A 19,787-nucleotide genomic window follows, 5' to 3' on the forward strand; every position below is an offset into this window, starting at 1 on the left:
CGTATGGCGCAGGAGGATTCTATCATTTTTTCACAGCCTTTACAAGGATTGCACAGCACAGCGGCCCCCGCCTTCACGGGGGCCGCCATTCTGATTGTCTGTCTGTTTTTTTACACAAGCTGTCTACGGGCACGTTCCTTTTCCGCGGCTTCGTCATCCGCCGGATACCACATAGGCTCCACCAGATGGACGCTGCATGCCTCGCCCTGGGCAAAGGTAACGCGATGGGGTGTCTGTACCTTCAGCAGCTGGTCGCCCACAGGCACAAGGTATTCCGTGCGGTCTGTCAGGAAAATACGTTTTTCAACATGGGTCGCAAAACCGTCATCATCCGGACCTGTCAGGGCAATCTCATTGGGACGAGTGGCCACCACCATTTCCTCGGCCGCATCAGCAGGCACGGTAAGATTCAGGGGCTGATCCATATGGCCTTTAGGATAAGCCTTGCCGTCCTGGATAACCACATTGATAAAGGTACTCTCACCCAGGAAGTTATGAACGAATCGGTTGCAGGGTTTATTGTACAGGTTTTCCGGAGTATCAATCTGCATGATTTTACCCATATCACACACCATCATCCGGTCCGAGATCGCCATGGCTTCAGACTGGTCGTGGGTTACGAAGATAATGGTGAAGTTGAACTTCCGCTGCAGGGCTTTGATTTCAAAGCGCATGGTTTCCCGCAGTTTGGGGTCCAGATTCGACAGGGGCTCATCCAGCAACATAACCTTGGGATTTGTGACAATCGCCCGGGCTAGGGCGATACGCTGCTGCTGGCCGCCGGACAGGTCGCCCGGCCAAGCTTTTTCCAGCCCCGTCAGGCTGGTATGATGCAGCGCTTCATTCACCCGGCGGACGATATCCGTCTTGTTCAGTTTCTGGATGCGCAGTGGAAAGGCTACGTTCTCAAAAACATTCATATGCGGCCAGACCGCAAAGGCCTGGAATACCATACCTAGTCCCCGTTCTTCCGGTGGAACATACAGATTCTTTTTGCTGGAAGATACCAACCTGCCGCACAGTTCGATCTCACCTTCTGTCAGATCCTCAAATCCGGCAATCATGCGCAGGGTGGTTGATTTGCCGCAGCCGGAGGGGCCCAGGAAGGAGAAGCATTCACCTTCGTGCACCCGCAGGTTGAAATCATCCACAGCCACGATATTGCCCAGCGTTTTTGTCGTGAATACTTTGGTAACATGATCCAGGATAATCTGATCTCCCACGGATTACACCCCCTTCCTGTCCTTGGTAATCTTGGTTACGATGGTATTCAGGATAATGATAATACCAATCGCCACCGTTGCCAGTGCAGCTGCCTGGGGAATCATGCCCGCGTCGCGCAGGGAGTAGATCTGTACGCCCAGCGTGCGGGTATAGGGGCCGTACAGCAGGATGGATGTCGTAACCTCGCGCATGGCCGGCAGGAAAATCAGGAAGAAGCCGCTCACCATGGCCGGGCGGATCAGGGGCAGGGTAATATCCGCCAGTCCCTCGGTATGGCTGGCGCCGCAGACGCGGGCCGCCTCTTCCAGGGAAGAGTGCACCTGCAGCAGGGCTGCCGATGAGGTCTTCATGCTGAAGCTCAGATACCGTGCCAGGTAAGCCACCAGGATAATCCAGATAGTGTTGTACAGGTTGATGCCTGCGATGCGTCCGCTCCAGGCCAGGATCACACCGATGGACAGCACCGTGCCGGGAATGGCGTAGGGCAGCATGGAGGTGACCTCCAGGATACCTTTTCCCTTGGGCCTGATCTTCTGCACCACATAGGCCACCAGCGTACCCAGGAACATACAGATGATACCGGCCGTGATGGAAACGAACAGGGAGTTCCGGATAGCGGCAATGGTACCGTTGGCCGTGAACACCTTGACGTACTGCGCGAACGTAAAGTTCTCGAAGGCAATCGGCAAACCGTAGGCTTTTAGGAAGGAAACCAGCACAATCATCACCAGCGGCACGATCACGATCAGGATCAGTGTCAGGATTGCCAGCAGGAACAGGGGAACCTTCGCGCCACGCAGCTTGATCAGCGTGGGGCGCATGGATTTACCCTTGATGATGTCGTAGTTGCCCGAGGATAGGATCTTGTTCTGCAGGATCAGGGCAATGGCTACAACCACCACCAGCATGACAGAGAGCGCCGCGCCCTGGCGGATACCGTCAAAGGATCCGCCGGAGTTGTAGATCACGGCGTAAATCCGGGTCGGCAGGGTATATATGCCCTTGGCATAGCCCAGGATGGAAGGTACGCCAAAATGGGCCAGGGAGGTGGTCAGGATCAGCAATGCGCCGGCGGAAATAGCGGGTTTCACCAACGGCAGGGTGATCTTCCAGATCACCTGGCGCTGCTTCGCGCCGGCAATGCGCGCGGATTCCTCCAGCGTGGGATCCATGCGTTCCAGTGCAGATACCACCTGCATGAACACAAAGGGGAAATAGTAACTGACTTCAACAAACACGATACCCCAGACGGAGTTGATGTTGATGGGCATACCGCTCAGATGGAACAGGTCCCTGAGCCATTTGTTGATGTAGCCGGAGCGGCCGTTGAACATCATGTCCCAGGCCATGGCTCCCAAAAACGGCGGGAACATGTACGGAATGTTGAACAGCGCCCGCATCAGGCCCTTGGCCGGAATATCGCTTCGGCCAAGGAGCCAGGCATAGAACACACCCATAATGGTTCCCAGGATGGTCGCGAACACAGCGATCTTCAGGGTGTTCCACATAGCCTCCAGGTTCTTGCCGTCCGTCACCTGTTCCACGAACATGTCGATTTCCGGCTTTCCCTCGTTGAAAAAGGCGTTGTAGATAATCATCACAATGGGAATCACCACGATGATGAGCAGCAGGATAAAGCAGACCACCGTCATGACCTTATCCATGTTCAGCCGTTTCCGTCCGTCCACGGCTGCCAGCTCTGCGCTGACATGACTGCCGTAGCGTCTCATGCGGATGCGCCTCCTTTCTTTGCGGGATAGCAGCGGGTGTTCAGGAACCGGATTCCCACGGTTTCCCCTTCATTGGCCACGCCCGTTGTCCGGGCGTCCAGCATGGACTGCTGCACACGGATCTGTTTCTGTCCCAGGGAAAGGAAGTAGTTATATTCACTGCCCAGGAACACCCTGGAATCCACTTTGGCCTTCAGCGGTGACTGAGAATCAAAGACGATATCGTTAGGCCGTACGCCGATTTCGTATCCGCCGTTCGCTGCCTCTTCAGGTACCTCCAGGGGATAGGGAATCTTTTCGCCACAGTTCAGGAACAGGCTGTCTCCCTCCTTCTCCAGGGGCAGGAAATTGGAAACACCGATGAACTCAAAGGTGAAACGGTTGGCCGGACGCAAGATGATCTCCTCGTCTGTTCCGTACTGACAGAGGGTGCCGTCCTGCTCCATAATCGCCATCTTGTCGCACAGCTGCAGCGCGGACTGTTGATCGTGGGTGATATACAGGATCGTAGCATTCAGCCTCTTCTGGATCATCCGGATTTCCAGCAGCATTTCTTCCCGCAGCTTGGCGTCCAGGTTGGTAATGGGTTCATCCATAACCAGCAAGTCACTGTCAATGACAAGGGCACGGGCGATTGCCACGCGTTGCTGCTGTCCGCCTGAAAGCTGGTTCGGCAAGTGATTGGCGTATTCCGTCATATGCACCTGTTCCAATGCTTTCATGGCCCGCTGGCGGATTTCATCCTTGGGCCTGCGCTGCTTTTTCAGGGGATAGCTTACGTTTTCCAGTACCGTCATGTGGGGCCACACGGCGTAGTCCTGGAACACAATGCCGATATTTCGTTTTTCCGCCGGCACATTCACGCGTTTCTTCGCGTCAAACAGCACCCGGTCGCCCACGGTGATCGAGCCCGTTTCCGGTTTGTTCAATCCCAACAGGGCACGCACCAGTGTTGTTTTACCGCATCCGGACGGTCCTACCAAGCACACGATTGTTCCGCTTTCCACTTCCAGTGAAAAGTTTTCCAGTACCGTGTTCGTGCCGTAGCGGAAAGTGATATTGTCAAATTTGACGTTTGCCATCTATCATTCTCCTTGTGTTCTTTCTTTCCCCTTTGCTGCTTTTTTCGATAGAAAAAAGCGGGCATGCTCCCCGGTGAACGGACGCGCATGCCCAGAGGAAACAGAAGGATTACTTATCGAAGATCTTGTTGAAGTTGTCCAGGTAAGTCTGCAGGTTTGCTCCCAGGTCGTTGTAATCAACTTCCATGTTAATGGCGGCAATAGCGGAAGTATCCACTTGCATCTCCACGTCGTCACGGACAGAAACCAGGTTGTTGGCTACCAGCACTTCCTGTCCTTCCTTGGAAAGGATAAAGTCCATCAGCAGTTTGGCGTTATCCTCGTTTGCGCAGCCCTTGATCATAGCAATGGGGCTGGTCATGGTGATAACGTCTTCTGTGGTGTAGTGGAATGCCATGGGAGAACCTTCAGCAATCAGGTTTGCGGACACATAGTCCAGGCAGATACCCACTTCGTAGGAAGCATCAGCCACGCGGTTGTGAGTGGCGGTAGTGCCGCTCTCCAGTTCCACGCCGTTGGCCTTCAAGGCTTTAAAGTAATCTTCACCGTACTTGGGATTCTGCATCATGGCAGCCATCCAGTACTTGGTGGTGGAAGCCTGAGACGGGTCGGTCATGATAATCTGGCCCTGCCACTTGGGATCCAGGAAATCATTCCAGGTCTGGGGAGCATCCGCTTCATCCACCAGGCCGATATTCCAGGCCACGCCCATGGTCACAAGACGGCCGGCGGTGTAGTATCCATCGGGATCCATATATTCCTTGGCAATGTGATCCGTTTCAGGAGATACGTAGGGCTGCAGCCAGCCATTGGCCTTGAAAGCTTCATAGTCGGACGGGTCGCCCAGCCACACGAGGTCGCTGGCAATCTGGCCGTTATCCTGGGCTTCAGTGGTCATCTTGGTAACCAGCTTACCGCCGCCGGCATAATAGTATTCCATATCCACATCGGGATATTTGGCTTCAAATGCCTGTTCAATGGCCTGCAGCTGCGCTTCCTGCATGGAAGAATAGAGCATAACCTTTCCTTCTGCCATCGCCATGGAAGCCATAGCAAGCACAGTCAGGGCAAGCAGTAGAGCGACGATTTTCTTCATGTGAGAGTCCTCCCTTTCAATTTTGGCTTTTTTATAACCATATTATGCAAACGCAGTTTCTTTTTGTCAATGGACAATCTGATTGTATTTGACCGGATTATTTACAATATTTTCCAGGTTTGATGATTATCATGTCCGGCATTTCTTTTCAGGATTCTGTAATCTGTGTTAGAATCATACAGAACCATTAATCAGATTAATAAGGCGGCATACATATGAGAATTGAAACGGAAAGACTGATCATTACCGAATTCACCCCGGACATGGCACAGGCTGTCCATGAAAACTCCCTTGACGAAGACAACCGGAGATTCGTTCCGGATGAAGTGTTTGAAACTGTTGAGGAAGCCCGTGAAACCATTGAATTCCTCATGGGGCAGTATGGCCGGACTGACGGCCCCCTGGTATACCCGGTCCTGACAATAGTCGGCGTTAAAAACATCGGATATGTCCAGATGGCCCCCGTCGGAGACGGGATCTGGGAAATCGGCTATCACATCGCGAAGCAGTATACCGGCAACGGTTATGCCACAGAAGCTGTCAACGCTTTCCTGCCCGTCATTGTTGAATTGATCGGTATTGATAATGTGTATGGAATCTGCCTCAGTGACAATATCGCCTCAAAGCACGTCCTGAAAAAATGCGGATTCGAGCCGGTGTTTGAAGGCGTCAGCGACTACCAGGGGGAACAGCGGGAGGTATTCCGGAGCCTCTGGAAAAGATCCTGAACCCCGGCGGAAAGTGACCTGACAAATCTTCGCAAACCCGGAAATGTCAGCTTTTCAGATTGCCTGTATAGTATGTCTCGACAGGAGGGAAACGTATGGAGTGGATCGCGGCAATGCAGCAGGCAATCACTTACATGGAAGAGCATCTGCTGGAAGAAATCAACTATGAAGACGTGGCGAAGCATGTGCACACTTCGTGTTATGAGTTTCATAGGGCTTTCAGCTTCCTGACTGGAATCACTGCCAACGCGTATATCCGTAACCGCAGGTTGTCCCTGGCAGCTCGTGAAATCGTTGAAACCAATGCTTCCATCACAGACATTGCACTGAAATACGGATACGAAACGCCGGAAAGCTTCACCAAAGCCTTTGCAAGGTTCCATGGAATAGCTCCCAGTTTTGCCAGGCAGAAATCCGCAAAGCTCGTACTTTTCAACCCTCTGACAATCAAATTGACAGTGGAAGGCGGTAAAAGTATGGACTACAGAATCGTTCAGACAGAGCAGCAGAAGTTTATTGCCATGGTTCGGAGTTTCCCGATTGAGATCATCAATGACGATGACAACCACGATGTTGCTGATTTCTGGGAAGAATGCAATCAGAAGAACCTGATCGGCCCGATGTGCGGCCTGCGTCCGGATGGCAAACGGGACCTGTACGGCCTCTGCACCCCGACAAAAGAAGGCAAGGATACGTTTGAGTATGGAATCGGCGTCCTGCTCGACAAGGAGACGGCTCCGTTTGACCTTGCGGAAATGGAAAAAGCGGGATATAGCCTCTGGGATGTGAAGCCGGGAACCTATGTGGTCTTTGACTGCATCGGAGAGGACGGAGACTGCATCACCGAAACCTGGTCAAAATTCTACAAGGAATTCCTGCCCCAGATGGGCTATGAATCCTCCGAAGAAACTGATTATGAAATCTATTATGAAAAAGGCAGGCCCGGCCTCTTCTGTGAGCTGTGGATCCCGGTAAAGAAAAAGTAACATATAATTCCTTTTAGGCAGGGCGCTGCGGCGCCCTGTTTCTTCTTTCAGGTTATCTTCTGCATTTTCAGTGTACAGGATCAAAGAATCTGATTTCCGGTGTTGACAGGAAAATAAATGCGTGCTATAATATTGCCTATAAATCAGATAGGTTATCTGTGATTTGGAGATGAAGTGAAATGAAATTCCTCCTCAGTAAGCGATGTTGACCCGGCAGGCAGGCCATATGAAGCACTGAAATGCAGCAGATTGAGAGGAGTATAAACATCATGAATACCTACGACAGAATTACCGACCTGATCGGGGGAACCCCGCTTTTAAAGCTTACGAACTATAACCGGCTGAATTCACTCGGCGCAACGGTCTACGGAAAGCTGGAATACTTCAATCCCGCCGGCAGCGTAAAAGACCGGATTGCGAAAGCAATGATCGACGATGCGGAAACCAAGGGGATTCTTAAGCCCGATTCCGTTATCATTGAGCCCACCAGCGGGAACACCGGCATTGGCCTGGCTGCTGTCGCGTCGGCCCGCGGTTACCGGATTATCCTGACCATGCCTGAAACCATGAGCATTGAGCGCCGCAATCTTCTGAAGGCATACGGTGCCGAGCTTGTGCTGACAGAGGGTGCCAAGGGAATGAAGGGCGCAATTGAAAAAGCCCACGAAATCGCAGCCGAAACACCGCACAGCTTCATCCCCAGCCAGTTTACAAACATCGCCAACCCGAAGGCGCACTATGATACAACCGGTCCGGAAATCTGGGAAGATACAGACGGCAAGGTCGATATCTTCGTCGCAGGAATCGGTACGGGCGGTACCATTTCCGGTGTCGGCCAGTACCTGAAGGAACAGAATCCCAATGTCAAAGTTGTCGCGGTTGAGCCCGCAGGTTCGCCGGTGCTTTCCAAGGGAGCCTCCGGACCGCACAAGATTCAGGGAATCGGCGCAGGCTTTGTACCGGACACCCTCGATACCGGAGTCTATGATGAAATCATCACGGTAGAAAACGAGGATGCTTTTGAAACCGGCAGAACCCTGGCCAGGAAGGAAGGCCTGCTGGTCGGTATCTCTTCCGGCGCCGCGGTCTGGGCCGCAACTGAACTGGCAAAGCGTCCGGAAAACAAGGGCAAAATCATCGTTGCCCTGCTGCCGGATACCGGTGAGCGCTATCTGTCCACTCCCATGTTCTCCGATTAATCAGAAGAGGAATAAAATGATGAAATTTGCCGCACGCCCCCTGAACAGCCTGGATACCGGAGCGATCATCCGTCGCCCCGCCGGTTTTGCTGCTTCCGCGGGCATGTGTCGCTGTCTGTGTTGTCATAAAGGCACAGGCGGCAGATAAAGCATAAGCAATCACCCCCACTGAATCCCGCCTGTTCCGTTTCGCACTCCTGCGGAAAAAGAACACGGCGGGATTTCTGTATTTTGAGACTGTATAAAGAGGTGGTTTTATGATCGATGATATGGAAAGCATCACAGCGAAGCTTTGCTCTTTCGCCCGCGCTTACCATTCCAACCATGAGAAGAATAAGATTTTTGATGATTATCTTGCCTATGACCTGATGGGCAAGGAAGAATATGATGAAATCGGCCAGCTGATCGAGCATGAATACGACAAAAACCGGTTTGATCTGGCCTATACCTTCAGCGGAAAAAGAATCCGCGACAAACTGAACCGGTATATCTCCCCTATTCCGCTCTCCCGCGCCGCCTTTGCCGAGCGGGAGCTCACCCGGTTCACCTGGCAGCGGGGAAAATGCCAGTACGTGATCTGCGGAGCCGGCATGGATACCTTTGCCTTCCGGAATGACAATCCCAATATCCAGGTTTTTGAAATCGACCATCCCGATACCCAGCGCTACAAGCTTGAGAAAATCCGGCAGCTGGAATGGAATATTCCGTCCAATGTCCACTATGTTGCTGTGGATTTCGCAAAGGACGATATGGCCGCAGAACTGAAAAAAGCCGGATATGATCCCGCTGCGCCGTCTTTCTTCGCGATTCTCGGCGTCACTTACTACCTGACGCTGCCGGTCTTTGAAGAAACCCTGGAGCGGATCGGCGCTATCTCTTCCTTTGGCAGCAAACTCGTTTTTGATTTCCCGGATGACACCACCTTCTCCCCGGATACGGCAGAACGGGTGCACCGCCTGTCGGAAATCACCCGTTCCCTCGGTGAGGAAATGCAGCATGGCTATGCGCTGTCAGAGGTTTCGGAAGCGTTGGAACGGCATGGTTTCCTGCTGGATGAGCATAATTCACCGGAGAAAATCCAGAAGCGTTTCTTCGACGGCCGGTCCGATGGCCAGAAGGCTTATGAAAACATCCACTTTATCCTGGCGAAAAAGGGAGACCGCTTCAACGAAAGCTATTATCTGTATATCTGATTCTCCCTTATCGGAGAAACAGGATGATTACGTAAAGGAGAGACAATCATGGACAGGATCGCCAGTTTTTCGGTCAATCATGACCTGCTGGAAAAAGGAATGTATATATCCCGCGTGGACGGTGACGTTGTCACCTATGATATCCGGATGAAAAAGCCCAATGGCGGGGATTACCTCGGCTATGCCGAGCTTCACACCTTTGAACATCTGTTCGCCACTTACGCGCGGAACAGTGCTTACAAAGACAGTGTGGTTTATGTCGGTCCCATGGGATGCCGCACAGGTTTCTACCTGTTGCTTCGGGATACGGTCAGCAGCCGGGATGCCATCGATCTTGTCAGGCAGTCATTCAGCTTTATCTCGGAGTTTGAGGGCGAAATTCCCGGCGCAAAGCGTCAGGAATGTGGAAACTGGCTGGAGCACGATCTGGCTGGAGCACGGCGGACAGCGGCGGACATGCTTGCTGTCCTGGAAAATTGGAACACGGAAAAACTTGCGTACTGAATCATACACAACAGGGAGGAAAAGGATTATGGCTCACTACAAAAAAACAGGCACCGCGCTGATCCACGGCGGTATTTACGGAGACAAGGTAACCGGGGCGGTCAATACGCCCATTTATCAGACTTCCACCTATGAACAGCATGGCCTGGGAGAAAACACCGGCTGGGAATATTCCCGCACAGGCAATCCGACCCGCGCCGCGCTGGAAGCGCTGATTGCAGAGCTGGAAGGCGGAACGGCGGGTTTTGCCTTCGGCTCCGGCATGGCGGCAATCACAGCCGTCCTGACGCTGTTTAAAACCGGTGATAAAGTGATCATTTCATCCAACGTTTACGGCGGAACTTTCCGCGTGCTGGATAAGGTGTTCAAAAACTTCAACCTCAGTTACGAGATTGTCGATACCTCAGATCTGGCGCTGCTGGAAAAAAGCATTTCGCCGGATGTCAAAGCAATCCTCGTGGAAAGCCCGGCCAATCCTCTCCTGACTGTCACCGACCTGGGCGCCGTGGCAAAGATCGCGAAAAATCACGGAATCCTGTCCATCGTGGACAATACCTTCATGACGCCTTATCTCCAGCAGCCGATTCGGCTGGGTGTGGACATCGTCGTTCACAGCGCCACAAAATACCTCGGCGGGCACAGTGATCTTGTGGCAGGCCTGGTGGTAGTGAATGACGCCGCTCTGGCTGAGCGCCTCGCCTTTATCCAGAATGCCACAGGCGGCGTACTCGGGCCCTTCGATTCTTTCCTGCTGATCCGCGGCATCAAGACGCTGGGTGTCCGGCTGGACCGTCATGTGGAGAATGCGGAAAAAGCCGCGGCGTTCCTCAAGAATCACAAAGCAGTGAAAAAAGTTTATTATCCGGGACTGCCAGACGCGCAGGGGTATGAAATCAATAAACGGCAGGCTAAAAACGGCGGTGCAATGATTTCCTTCGAACTGAATGAACGTCATAACATCCGTAAATTCTTTAAAGCGCTGAAACTCATTGCCCTGGCCGAAAGCCTCGGCGGTGTGGAAAGCCTTGTCTGCCATCCCGCAAGTATGACCCATGCCTCCATCCCGAAGGAAGTGCGGGACCGGGTCGGCATTACGGACGGACTGATTCGCCTGTCCATCGGTATTGAGGATATTGAGGACCTGCTTGCAGACCTTGAGCAGGCCATTGCGGAAAGCGAGGAGTAAAAATGAGCTATTTTGAATCAACCCAGGATCTGATCGGCAATACGCCGATCGTGAAGCTTTCCCACCTGAACCTGCCTGAAGGGGTCAATCTGTTTGCGAAACTGGAACTGTATAATCCGGGCGGCAGTGTCAAAGACCGGATCGGCAGGTCCATGCTTGAGGATGCCGAGGAAAAAGGCCTGCTGAAGCCCGGCGGAACCATTGTCGAAGGCACCGCCGGAAACACCGGCCTCGGAATCGCTTTTGCGGCGCTGAACCGGGGCTACCGGGTCATCTTTGTCGTGCCGACCAAGTTCTCCGTGGAAAAACAGACCCTCATGCGCGCACTGGGTGCGGAAATCATCAATACCCCCCGGGAGGAAGGAATGCTCGGTGCGGAAGCAAAGGCAGAGGAACTGCGCGCCTCCATTCCCGGCGCCGTAACCCTGCGGCAGTTCAAAAACCTTGCCAACCCCAAAGCACATTATGAAACAACCGGTCCGGAAATCTGGCGTGACCTGGAGGGAAAAATTGACTACCTGGTGGCCGGTGCCGGCAGCGGCGGCACTTATTCCGGCGTCGTTCGCTATCTGAAGGAGCAGAATCCGGCCATCAAAGGGATCCTGGCCGACCCGGTCGGTTCCACCATGGGCGGCGGAGAGCACGGGGATTATAACATCGAAGGGATCGGCAATGATTTCGTCGCTGATACCATGGATATGTCCCTCGTGGATAAAGTGGTCAAGGTGGATGATAATGATGCCTTTACCGGTGCCCGGGAACTGGCCAGAAAAGAGGGCATCTTCGGCGGCTCCTCCTCCGGTGCTGCACTGAGCGCGGCGAAGAAGCTCATTGACTCAGGAGCCCGGGGCAATATCGTGGTCATCTTTCCCGACAGGGGCGACCGCTATTTCAGCAAAAACCTGTATGCATAAAAATCAGGCGCGCCTGATGATTCAGACGCGCCGTTTACTTCCCGCGGTATAACAATTCAGATTACATAGTCGTTTGCGTACCGGTCACGCTGCCGGTCCAGGATATCCTGCAGGGTGATACTGTCGAGATATTCATTGATGACCCTGGACAGTCCCTGCCAGACCGGAAGTATCACACAGTATGCGCTGCGTTCACACTCAACAGGATCCTGGTCAGCACAATCCACAGGTGCCAGCGATCCCTCCGTGCAGCGCAGGATATCACCGACGGTATACTTGTCCGGTGACTTGGCCAGCATATATCCGCCCTGGGATCCGCGATTCGCCCTGAGAATATCCGTCTTGTTGAAGATCGGAATAATCTGTTCCAGGTACTTTTTGGAAATGTTCTGGCGCTTCGCAATTTCATTCAGGGAAATATATCCTGCCTGCTGGTGCTCTGCAAGGTCAAGAAGAAAACGAAGTGCATAACGGCCTTTTGTGGAAATCTTCATCGTCATTACCTCACAATCTTATAACCCCATATTACCATCTATTTTGTAGGAATTCAATAGTGGAAGCAAAAGCAAGGAGAAACAGATGACAATACAGCAACTGAAATATGTGATCGCCATCTCGGAAGCCGGTTCTTACAACAAGGCTGCGGATCTGCTGTACCTTTCACAGCCGACGCTGACCAATTCCGTCCGGGAGCTGGAGAAGGACCTGGGCATTACCATCTTCAACCGCGGCGGCCGGGGCGTATCCCTGACGAATGACGGCGTTGAATTTGTCCATTATGCGAAACAGGTGGCACAGCAATATGAGCGCCTGCTGGAGAAATACGGCAAGGACGGAAAGCTGAAAAAGAAATTCGGCATCTCCGCACAGCATTATTCCTTCGCAGTCAAAAGCTTTGTGGAAATGGTGAAGGAATTCGATACGGAAGAATATGAATTCGCGATCCGGGAAACAAAAACCAGTGAGGTCATTGATGATGTCTCCACCGGAAGAAGCGAAATCGGTATCCTCTACCTGAGTGATTTCAACCGAAAGGCTATCCAGAAAATCCTGCGGACCAACAGTCTGGAGTTTCATCATCTGATCGACTGCAATGCTTATGTCTATTTATGGAAAGGCCACCCGCTTGCCGGCAGGAAATCCATCCGGTTCGGAGATCTCGTGGATTATCCGTGCCTTTCCTTTGAGCAGGGAGCAAATGGCTCCTTCTACTACGCGGAGGAAATTCTGAGCACCAACGAGTATCCCCGGACAATCAAAGTCAACGACCGGGCAACAATGCTGAATCTCATGGTCGGACTGAACGGGTATACGCTCTGTTCCGGCATCATCTGCGAGGAGCTGAACGGTTCCGATCATATCGCTGTCCCCTTTGAAACAGACGGAGATCCGGCCGGAAGCAGAATGGAAATCGGGTTTATCGTAAAGGAAAACATGATCCTGAGCCGGATGGGTCAGCTGTATATTGAAAAGCTTCGCAAATACTTGGAAAACAAGTCACAGAGTGAAAAGCAGCACAAGTGAGTTATAGCCGGAGGCTATTACCTATTATTCCTATATGATATTAGACAAATGTGTGAACGTCATGTACAATACGGTCATACTTTTGAAGGGAGGAACGGGGCATGTCACTGAAGCAGACTGGCACACGAATGGGCATGTGTTTATGTACGATGCGGTTCAGCGTTTCCCGGATCGGCCGATGTTGCACGTCCCGAATGTGACAGCTCAACAAAAAGGTTCAGATAAGCGGAACGCTGGAAGTATGTGTAAGACTTCCATTTTTTATACTCATTTTACGGTTTGGAGGGCACTCGATTGATTCAATTCCTTAGTCTCGTTCTCAGCTTCATCTTCCTCTTCTTTGCCGGAAGCATCCGGAGTGCAGAACCCGGTGATTGCTGCGGCCGGGAAGGAACGAACAGCTGCTGTCAGCAGGAAGCCGTGAAAGAGACTGTTTCAGAAAAAACTCCGGACTGCTGCATTCCGGAAGCGGCGAAGGAAAACACTTCGGAAAACGCTCCCGACTGTTGCAGCCAGGAAAACCGGGAAACAGAAAGCTGCTGTCAGGAGGAAAGCCATGAAAAGAGCCTTCCGGATAATATTCCTGACTGCTGCGGAACCTGATCACACCGGCTTACAGGCAGACTGAAAAAGATTGAAAGGATGATTTTCCATGAAAAAGATTGTTGCAATTGCCGCGCTTCTGGCGCTGGTGCTTACGCTGGCCGTTCCGGCCGGTGCGGAAAACGCCGCTGTTGAAAAGGCTGATTTCGGCCTGGGCTACCTGAACTCCACCGCTCACCTGCTCGGCTTCATCGCCAAAGAGGAGGGCTACTTTGAGGAAGAAGGCCTGAACGTTACCCTGACGCAGTTCTCCAGTGCGTCCGAACTGGCCACCGGCCTGATCTCCGGCAAACTGGATGTCGCGTTCATCGGTTCCGTTCCGATCCTCTCCTTCCAGAGCCAGGGCCAGGATCTTTCCATCTTCGGCGGCGCAATGACAAACGGCCACGGATATGTGATCAAGCCCGAATATACGGAGGGCCTGGAAGACTGGGATGTTTCCATCTTGAAAGACCGCAATGTGGCTTCCGTCAAAAACAGTGTCCAGGACGCTGAACTGCAGATCCTCCTGAAAAACGCCGGCATTGAAATCGGCGAGGGCGAAGGCCAGGTGCACATCATCTACTTCGACAGCCAGAAGGATGCCTTCAACGCCCTGCAGAACGGCTCTATCGACGCAGCTTCCGTTTATTCTCCCTACGCCTCACTGGCCAAGGGCCTGGGATATGAAATTGTGTATCGCTGCTCCGAGGAGGAGGCCCTGAAGAACCAGCCCTGCTGCCGTCAGGTCGCGCCGACCGCAGCGCTGGCGGATTACCCCAACGCCTATAACGCGTTCGAGCGTGCCCTGATCAAGGCTTACAAGTTCTCTCAGGACCATCAGGATGAATCCATCCGGGATATCAAGCAATACATCGACATTGATGAAGACTATATCAGAACTGAGGTCTACGGCGGATACGGCACTTCCGTTCCCGATCCGGACAAACAGGGAACGGTCGCGCTCAAGGCTTCCATTGTTGAACTGGGTTACATTCAGGACTATGACATAGATCCCCTCTACAACACGGCGGTCTATGACAAGGCTCTTGCCAGCATCCTGGCAGAGTTCCCCGACGATCCTGTTTACCAGTCCCTGAAGGAGCACTTTGATCTGTACGAGTAATCCGTTCATTTCACGGGACGGGAGAAACGCTCTTCCGTCCCGTCTCTCTGTAACACACCAGCGGAAAACGAACTGTGAGGTGAAACACATGAGTAAGATCGAGATCAGCCATTTGTCCGTGGATTACACAGAAAAGAATAAGCACTTTACGGCACTGAATGACGTATCCTTCTCTGTGGAAAACGGCGAATTCGTCAGTGTGATCGGATCCAGCGGTTGCGGAAAAAGCACCCTGCTCAGCATCCTGGAAGGCATCAGGCATCCTTCCGAAGGTTCCATCCTGATCGACGGAGAGCCGGTCAGGGGCACAGGGAATGACCGCGGTGTGGTCTTCCAGAACTATTCCCTTTTCCCCTGGATGACCGCCAGAAAGAACGTGGCTTTCGGGGTAAAGCAGGCCCGGCCGAAGCTTTCCAAAGCAGAGCGCTTCAGGGTGGCGGATGAATTCCTGGACCGGGTCGGCCTGGATGCCTTCAAGGGCAAGTATCCTTCCCAGCTTTCCGGCGGCATGCAGCAGCGCGTGGCGATTGCCCGGGCCCTGGCCATGGATACGGACATCCTGCTCATGGATGAACCCTTCGGCGCGATTGACGCCAAAAACCGGACCATTCTCCAGGAGCTTCTGCTCAAGCTGTGGGAAGGCGACGGAAAAACGGCAAAGAAAACCGTCCTGTTTGTCACCCATGATATTGATGAGGCCATTCTGCTGTCAGACCGTATTGTCATGATGTCAGCAAGCCCGGGCCGCGTGTATAAGGAGATCATCGTGCCCTTCTCCCGGCCCCGGAATCGCTCTGAACTGGTCCAGACGCCGGAGTACAGTGCCTTCCGTAACAGGCTGCTTTCCCTCTTCTATGGGGATATCGGGGACAAAATCGGCGGAGATGAGGTGGTGTTGTAATGAGTTTGGGGAAACGCTTCCTCAGGGTCACGAATCTCCTGTTCCTGATCCTGGTTGCCGTGCAGTTCCTGCCGGACAGGACCGCCAAGCCGGCTGAATGCCTCAACGTGCTCTGGTTCGCCATAGGGCTGGAAATCCTTGTGCTGATTGTGTCCGCGCTGATCAAGAAGCCGGAAGGCCTGGCGCTGTTTCTCGACATCATCGGCTTTGTGTATGTCTTCCTGATCCTGTGGACCCTGGCTTCCGCAAAGCTGATGTGGCTGAAGGAAACGCTCTTTCCGCCGCCCGGCAGGGTTTTCGCCCAGTTCATCACTGATTTCCCGAAGATCATGGTGAATATCCAGAGTTCGCTTTCCATCATCATCCAGGGTTACCTGCTGGCCGCGCTCGTTTCCATTCCGCTGGGGCTGCTCCTCGGCTGGAAAGCGCGGGTAGGCAATGCCGCCACTTATATTTCCAAGTTTCTGAGCGCCATTCCGCCGATTGTCTACATTCCTTACGGTATTGCGCTCCTGCCCACCTTCCGTTCCGTTTCCGTCATGGTAATCTTTCTCGCCACCTTCTGGCCGGTGCTGGCCAGCACAATGAGCGGGGTGCTGAATGTAGAACAGAAGATCATCGATTCAGCCCGGGTACTGAATGTGAATCCCTTCACAATGCTGTTTTCCGTGATTCTTCCCGCTTCCCTGCCGCAGATCTTCATCGGCTGCAACCAGGGCCTGACGGTTTCCTTCATTCTGCTGACCTCAGCCGAAATGATCGGCGCCCGGGACGGTCTGGGATATTACGTCAAGAATTACTCCGATTTCGGTGACTATACGAGAACCATTCTCGGAATCATTGTCATCGGTATCGTGGTTGTCGCAATCTCATTCCTTTTCAATAAGCTGCAGCAGCACCTGCTTCGGTGGAAGAAATAAGAGGAGGACTTATGACAGAGATCTTATGGCACGGAAGAGGCGGCCAGGGGGCCTTCACTGCCGCCAGGCTGCTGGGTGCGGCTTATGTTGCGGAAAGCGACGGCTTTTACGCGCTGGCGTTTCCCTCCTTCGGTCCTGAACGGCGGGGCGCACCGATCCGGGCGTTTACCAAGCTCAGCGATTCTCCTGTCGGAGACCGGAGCCAGGTGGTCAGGGCGGATTACAGCATCTACCTGGATGATACGCTTTTCACAGACGCTGCTTTTGATGAGCTGAAGGAAAACGGAAAAATCATCCTGAACACCCGGCGGAAAGTTGATGATGAACGGGTCATCACCCTGGATGGAACCGCGATCGCGCAGGAGATCCTGCATATGCCGATCACCAACACCATCATGCTGGGCGCCTTCGCGGCGGTTTCCGGAATTGTCTCCGCCGGCGCTGTAGAGCAGGCCATCCAGGAGAATATGCCGGAAAAACTGCAAATCCGGAATATTGCCGCCATCAACGCGGCGATCAGGGAGGTGGCCGGATGAAACCGTATCTGAGAGAGCATATTCCGCAGGCATTTTCAGAAATCCCCGATACAACGTCGTATGAAGCGGGTTACCTGGTTTCGAAAAATGCCGGATGGCGCAGTGTTCGTCCCGTCATTGACACAGACCGATGCGTCGGCTGCCTGCAGTGCTATCTTCACTGTCCTGACGGCGTCATTTTCAGGAAGGATGGCAAGGTAGCCATTGACTATGATTTCTGCAAGGGCTGCGGCATCTGTCTGAAGGAATGCCGGCCGGGGGCAATCAGGATGGAGGCGGAAAAATAATGGCAAAGAAGTTTCTTTCCGGCAACGAGGCCTTCGCCGAAGGCGTCCGGCTCGCCCGGCCCCAGGTCATCTCCGCCTACCCCATCACACCCCAGACCATTGTCGTGGAAAAGCTCTCGGAAATGGTGGAGGACGGCAGCCTGAAGTCTGAGTTCATCCACGTGGAATCAGAGCATTCAGCCCTGTCCTGTGCCATGGGTGCCTCATCGGTCGGCGCCCGGGCATTTACCGCCACCTCGTCCCAGGGTCTGCTGTATATGGCGGAATGCCTGACCTACGCGTCCGGCGGCCGCTTCCCGATCCTGATGATGAACGCCAACCGGTCCACGGCCCTTCCCTGGAACATCTACGGCGATCAGCGGGATTCCATTTCCCTCCTGGACAGCGGATGGATTCAGGCTTACGCGGAGAATGCGCAGGAAGCGCTGGATCTGGCGCTGCTGGGCTATTACATTGCGGAAAAGAAAGAAGTATCCACCCCGTATATGGCCAATCTGGACGGCTTTGTCCTTACGCACACCTATGAGGTGGTGGATGTGCCGACCCGGGAGCAGGCGGATGCCTTCCTGCCTCCTTTTGAAACGGATAACCGCCTGGATCTGGAGCATCCGCGCAATCTTGGATTCTCCGCCGGTCCGGACTATAACACCCAGTTCAAGATGAAGGAGCATGCAGGGCTGCTGAAAGTCCGGGAGGTTGTGGCGGAAGCGGAAGACCGCTTCGCGGCTATCTTCGGCAGGCAGTATACCGGGCTTACGGAAAGCTACCGGACGGAAGATGCGGATTACATCCTGATCACGCTCGGCAGTATTGCAGGCCTGGTCCGTGAAACCGTGGATGCGCTGAGAGCCAACGGAAAGAAAGTCGGCCTGCTGCGGCTCCGGTACCTGCGCCCCTTCCCCAATCAGGAAATTGCCTCCGCTGCGGCAAACGCAAAAGCGCTGGCCGTGCTGGAAAAAGACATCTCCTTCGGCAATGAGGGAACGGTTTATACCAATGTGGTTTCCGCGCTCCACAAGGCGGGGATTGCCATTCCCACAGCCAACTATGTGGGAGGACTCGGCGGAAAGAATATCTCCGCGGAGGATATCCGGCAGATCTTTGAGGATCTGTCACAGGGGCAGCAGGGACTGCATTTTGTCGGAACCGGAGGTGAAGCGGATTGAGCCTGAATGCAAGAACACTGAATGAAGAGGAATTCTTCTACGGTCACAAAGCCTGTGCCGGCTGCGGCGGAAGCCTGGCCGTCCGCATAGCGCTCAAGGTGCTGGGAGAACGGTCCATTGCCGTGCTGCCGGCGGGATGTATGTCAGCAGTCGGATTCAATTTTCCGCAGCTGTGCTTCGGCAATAACGCGATCATCTCCACCTTTGCCGGAACCGCGTCCATGCTCACGGGTATTGAAGCGGGACTCCGGGCCAGAGGGGAAACCAATTATCACGCGGTCGGTTTTGCCGGTGACGGCGGTACCGCGGATATCGGTATCCAGGCCCTGTCCGGGGCGATCGACAGGAACGATGACATCCTGTACATCTGCTACGACAACGAAGCCTACATGAACACCGGCATCCAGAAAAGCTCCCTGACCCCCTTCGGAGCCAGGACGACCACAACGCCGGCAGGAAAAAACATCCGCGGAAACCTCCGCCCGAAGAAAAACATGTTTGAAATCGTAGCCGCCCACGGAATCCCCTATGCGGCCACGGCAAGCATCGGATACCTGAACGACTTCATCGCCAAGGTGGAAAAAGCCTCGAAGATCCGCGGAACGAAATACATCCACATTATCGCTCCGTGTCCCACCGGCTGGGGAATTACCACGGATGAAACCGTGGAGGTGGCCCGCCAGGTGGTGGACTGCGGCCTGTGGTACCTGGCCGAGTATGAGAACGGAAACTTTACGCTGACGCATCAGCCGAAGCAGCTGGCCGATCCCGCGGATTACCTGAAGCGGCAGGCCAGGTTCAGGCACCTGACGGAAGAGGATATTGAACTCATCCGGCAGTCCAGGGACCTGAAATGGGAACAAATCAGAAAAAACTATAAAAACATACAGGAGGAAAAATAAC

General features: G+C 53.5%; 21 protein-coding genes. 16 read left to right on the forward strand and 5 right to left on the reverse strand.

What is annotated here, in order from left to right:
- Window positions 1–110: 110 nt before the first annotated feature.
- From JRC49_04240 to JRC49_04255, 4 genes are all read right to left on the reverse strand, one after another.
- Entirely contained in the window at window positions 111–1,169 is a 1,059-nt protein-coding gene (locus tag JRC49_04240) for an ABC transporter ATP-binding protein (GenBank protein QTE72789.1), read from the reverse strand.
- 57 nt (window positions 1,170–1,226) lie between these two features.
- Window positions 1,227–2,954: an iron ABC transporter permease gene (locus tag JRC49_04245; protein ID QTE72041.1), complete on the reverse strand. Its 1,728-nt coding sequence runs from the start codon at window positions 2,952–2,954 to the stop codon at window positions 1,227–1,229.
- Entirely contained in the window at window positions 2,951–4,036 is a 1,086-nt protein-coding gene (locus tag JRC49_04250) for an ABC transporter ATP-binding protein (GenBank protein ID QTE72042.1), read from the reverse strand. Before JRC49_04250 ends, JRC49_04245 begins: the two co-directional genes overlap by 4 nt.
- Before the next feature lie 109 nt (window positions 4,037–4,145).
- The gene (locus tag JRC49_04255; GenBank protein ID QTE72043.1) at window positions 4,146–5,132 is read right to left on the reverse strand and encodes an ABC transporter substrate-binding protein; all 987 of its coding nucleotides are present in this window, start codon (window positions 5,130–5,132) and stop codon (window positions 4,146–4,148) included.
- 215 nt (window positions 5,133–5,347) lie between these two features.
- On the opposite strand from JRC49_04255, the gene JRC49_04260 reads away from it, so the two are divergent.
- The 7 genes from JRC49_04260 (at window position 5,348) to JRC49_04290 (ending at window position 11,842) form a co-directional block, all read left to right on the forward strand.
- Window positions 5,348–5,860, forward strand: coding sequence for a GNAT family N-acetyltransferase (locus JRC49_04260; protein ID QTE72044.1), 513 nt, complete (start codon window positions 5,348–5,350; stop codon window positions 5,858–5,860).
- Window positions 5,861–5,955: 95 nt separating this feature from the next.
- Complete coding sequence (locus tag JRC49_04265; GenBank protein ID QTE72045.1) at window positions 5,956–6,846, forward strand: AraC family transcriptional regulator; 891 nt, start codon at window positions 5,956–5,958, stop codon at window positions 6,844–6,846.
- 269 nt (window positions 6,847–7,115) lie between these two features.
- Window positions 7,116–8,045, forward strand: coding sequence for a cysteine synthase A (gene cysK, locus JRC49_04270; GenBank protein ID QTE72046.1), 930 nt, complete (start codon window positions 7,116–7,118; stop codon window positions 8,043–8,045).
- A gap of 257 nt (window positions 8,046–8,302) precedes the next feature.
- Entirely contained in the window at window positions 8,303–9,238 is a 936-nt protein-coding gene (locus tag JRC49_04275; GenBank protein QTE72047.1) for a class I SAM-dependent methyltransferase, read from the forward strand.
- A 48-nt stretch (window positions 9,239–9,286) separates the two neighbouring features.
- Entirely contained in the window at window positions 9,287–9,742 is a 456-nt protein-coding gene (locus JRC49_04280) for an S-ribosylhomocysteine lyase (GenBank protein ID QTE72048.1), read from the forward strand.
- Between the two features lie 28 nt (window positions 9,743–9,770).
- Window positions 9,771–10,928, forward strand: coding sequence for an aminotransferase class V-fold PLP-dependent enzyme (locus tag JRC49_04285; protein ID QTE72049.1), 1,158 nt, complete (start codon window positions 9,771–9,773; stop codon window positions 10,926–10,928).
- A gap of 2 nt (window positions 10,929–10,930) precedes the next feature.
- Window positions 10,931–11,842: a cysteine synthase family protein gene (locus JRC49_04290; protein ID QTE72050.1), complete on the forward strand. Its 912-nt coding sequence runs from the start codon at window positions 10,931–10,933 to the stop codon at window positions 11,840–11,842.
- 56 nt (window positions 11,843–11,898) lie between these two features.
- Here JRC49_04290 and JRC49_04295 read toward each other — a convergent pair whose 3' ends face one another.
- A complete protein-coding gene (locus tag JRC49_04295; GenBank protein ID QTE72051.1) occupies window positions 11,899–12,336 on the reverse strand; it encodes an Rrf2 family transcriptional regulator in 438 nt (145 codons plus the stop codon).
- 85 nt (window positions 12,337–12,421) lie between these two features.
- Here JRC49_04295 and JRC49_04300 point away from each other — a divergent pair, with 85 nt between their 5' ends.
- The 9 genes from JRC49_04300 (at window position 12,422) to JRC49_04340 (ending at window position 19,786) form a co-directional block, all read left to right on the forward strand.
- Window positions 12,422–13,366, forward strand: a complete 945-nt coding sequence (locus JRC49_04300; protein ID QTE72052.1) for a LysR family transcriptional regulator — start codon at window positions 12,422–12,424, stop codon at window positions 13,364–13,366.
- 294 nt (window positions 13,367–13,660) lie between these two features.
- A complete protein-coding gene (locus JRC49_04305; GenBank protein QTE72053.1) occupies window positions 13,661–13,969 on the forward strand; it encodes a hypothetical protein in 309 nt (102 codons plus the stop codon).
- Window positions 13,970–14,018: 49 nt separating this feature from the next.
- A complete protein-coding gene (locus JRC49_04310) occupies window positions 14,019–15,074 on the forward strand; it encodes an ABC transporter substrate-binding protein (protein QTE72054.1) in 1,056 nt (351 codons plus the stop codon).
- Between the two features lie 88 nt (window positions 15,075–15,162).
- A complete protein-coding gene (locus JRC49_04315; protein QTE72055.1) occupies window positions 15,163–15,975 on the forward strand; it encodes an ABC transporter ATP-binding protein in 813 nt (270 codons plus the stop codon).
- Entirely contained in the window at window positions 15,975–16,895 is a 921-nt protein-coding gene (locus JRC49_04320) for an ABC transporter permease subunit (protein QTE72056.1), read from the forward strand. The genes JRC49_04315 and JRC49_04320 overlap by 1 nt, the downstream gene beginning before the upstream one ends.
- A gap of 11 nt (window positions 16,896–16,906) precedes the next feature.
- Window positions 16,907–17,431 carry a 2-oxoacid:acceptor oxidoreductase family protein gene (locus tag JRC49_04325; protein QTE72057.1) on the forward strand — a complete coding sequence of 175 codons (525 nt, stop codon included), beginning with the start codon at window positions 16,907–16,909 and terminating at the stop codon, window positions 17,429–17,431.
- Window positions 17,428–17,718, forward strand: a complete 291-nt coding sequence (locus JRC49_04330; GenBank protein QTE72058.1) for a 4Fe-4S binding protein — start codon at window positions 17,428–17,430, stop codon at window positions 17,716–17,718. The genes JRC49_04325 and JRC49_04330 overlap by 4 nt, the downstream gene beginning before the upstream one ends.
- Complete coding sequence (gene porA, locus JRC49_04335) at window positions 17,715–18,884, forward strand: pyruvate ferredoxin oxidoreductase (protein ID QTE72790.1); 1,170 nt, start codon at window positions 17,715–17,717, stop codon at window positions 18,882–18,884. Before JRC49_04330 ends, porA begins: the two co-directional genes overlap by 4 nt.
- Window positions 18,881–19,786 (forward strand): pyruvate synthase subunit beta, encoded by a 906-nt coding sequence (locus tag JRC49_04340; GenBank protein QTE72059.1) that lies wholly within the window; start codon window positions 18,881–18,883, stop codon window positions 19,784–19,786. Before porA ends, JRC49_04340 begins: the two co-directional genes overlap by 4 nt.
- The last annotated feature ends 1 nt before the right edge of the window (window position 19,787 follow it).

Source organism: Clostridiales bacterium FE2011 (assembly GCA_017569305.1).
Lineage (GTDB): Bacteria > Bacillota > Clostridia > Christensenellales > Aristaeellaceae > Aristaeella.

Excerpts from the sequence above, each read along its gene's own strand:
- JRC49_04280 (QTE72048.1), top strand. The coding sequence starts at position 9,287 with ATGGACAGGATCGCCAGTTTTTCGGTCAATCATGACCTGCTGGAAAAA.
- JRC49_04290 (QTE72050.1), top strand. The coding sequence starts at position 10,931 with ATGAGCTATTTTGAATCAACCCAGGATCTGATCGGCAATACGCCGATC.
- cysK (QTE72046.1), top strand. The coding sequence starts at position 7,116 with ATGAATACCTACGACAGAATTACCGACCTGATCGGGGGAACCCCGCTT.
- JRC49_04275 (QTE72047.1), top strand. The coding sequence starts at position 8,303 with ATGATCGATGATATGGAAAGCATCACAGCGAAGCTTTGCTCTTTCGCC.
- JRC49_04295 (QTE72051.1), bottom strand. The coding sequence starts at position 12,336 with ATGAAGATTTCCACAAAAGGCCGTTATGCACTTCGTTTTCTTCTTGAC.
- JRC49_04250 (QTE72042.1), bottom strand. The coding sequence starts at position 4,036 with ATGGCAAACGTCAAATTTGACAATATCACTTTCCGCTACGGCACGAAC.
- JRC49_04315 (QTE72055.1), top strand. The coding sequence starts at position 15,163 with ATGAGTAAGATCGAGATCAGCCATTTGTCCGTGGATTACACAGAAAAG.
- JRC49_04285 (QTE72049.1), top strand. The coding sequence starts at position 9,771 with ATGGCTCACTACAAAAAAACAGGCACCGCGCTGATCCACGGCGGTATT.
- JRC49_04320 (QTE72056.1), top strand. The coding sequence starts at position 15,975 with ATGAGTTTGGGGAAACGCTTCCTCAGGGTCACGAATCTCCTGTTCCTG.
- JRC49_04245 (QTE72041.1), bottom strand. The coding sequence starts at position 2,954 with ATGAGACGCTACGGCAGTCATGTCAGCGCAGAGCTGGCAGCCGTGGAC.
- JRC49_04255 (QTE72043.1), bottom strand. The coding sequence starts at position 5,132 with ATGAAGAAAATCGTCGCTCTACTGCTTGCCCTGACTGTGCTTGCTATG.
- JRC49_04330 (QTE72058.1), top strand. The coding sequence starts at position 17,428 with ATGAAACCGTATCTGAGAGAGCATATTCCGCAGGCATTTTCAGAAATC.
- JRC49_04310 (QTE72054.1), top strand. The coding sequence starts at position 14,019 with ATGAAAAAGATTGTTGCAATTGCCGCGCTTCTGGCGCTGGTGCTTACG.
- JRC49_04265 (QTE72045.1), top strand. The coding sequence starts at position 5,956 with ATGGAGTGGATCGCGGCAATGCAGCAGGCAATCACTTACATGGAAGAG.
- JRC49_04325 (QTE72057.1), top strand. The coding sequence starts at position 16,907 with ATGACAGAGATCTTATGGCACGGAAGAGGCGGCCAGGGGGCCTTCACT.
- JRC49_04260 (QTE72044.1), top strand. The coding sequence starts at position 5,348 with ATGAGAATTGAAACGGAAAGACTGATCATTACCGAATTCACCCCGGAC.
- JRC49_04300 (QTE72052.1), top strand. The coding sequence starts at position 12,422 with ATGACAATACAGCAACTGAAATATGTGATCGCCATCTCGGAAGCCGGT.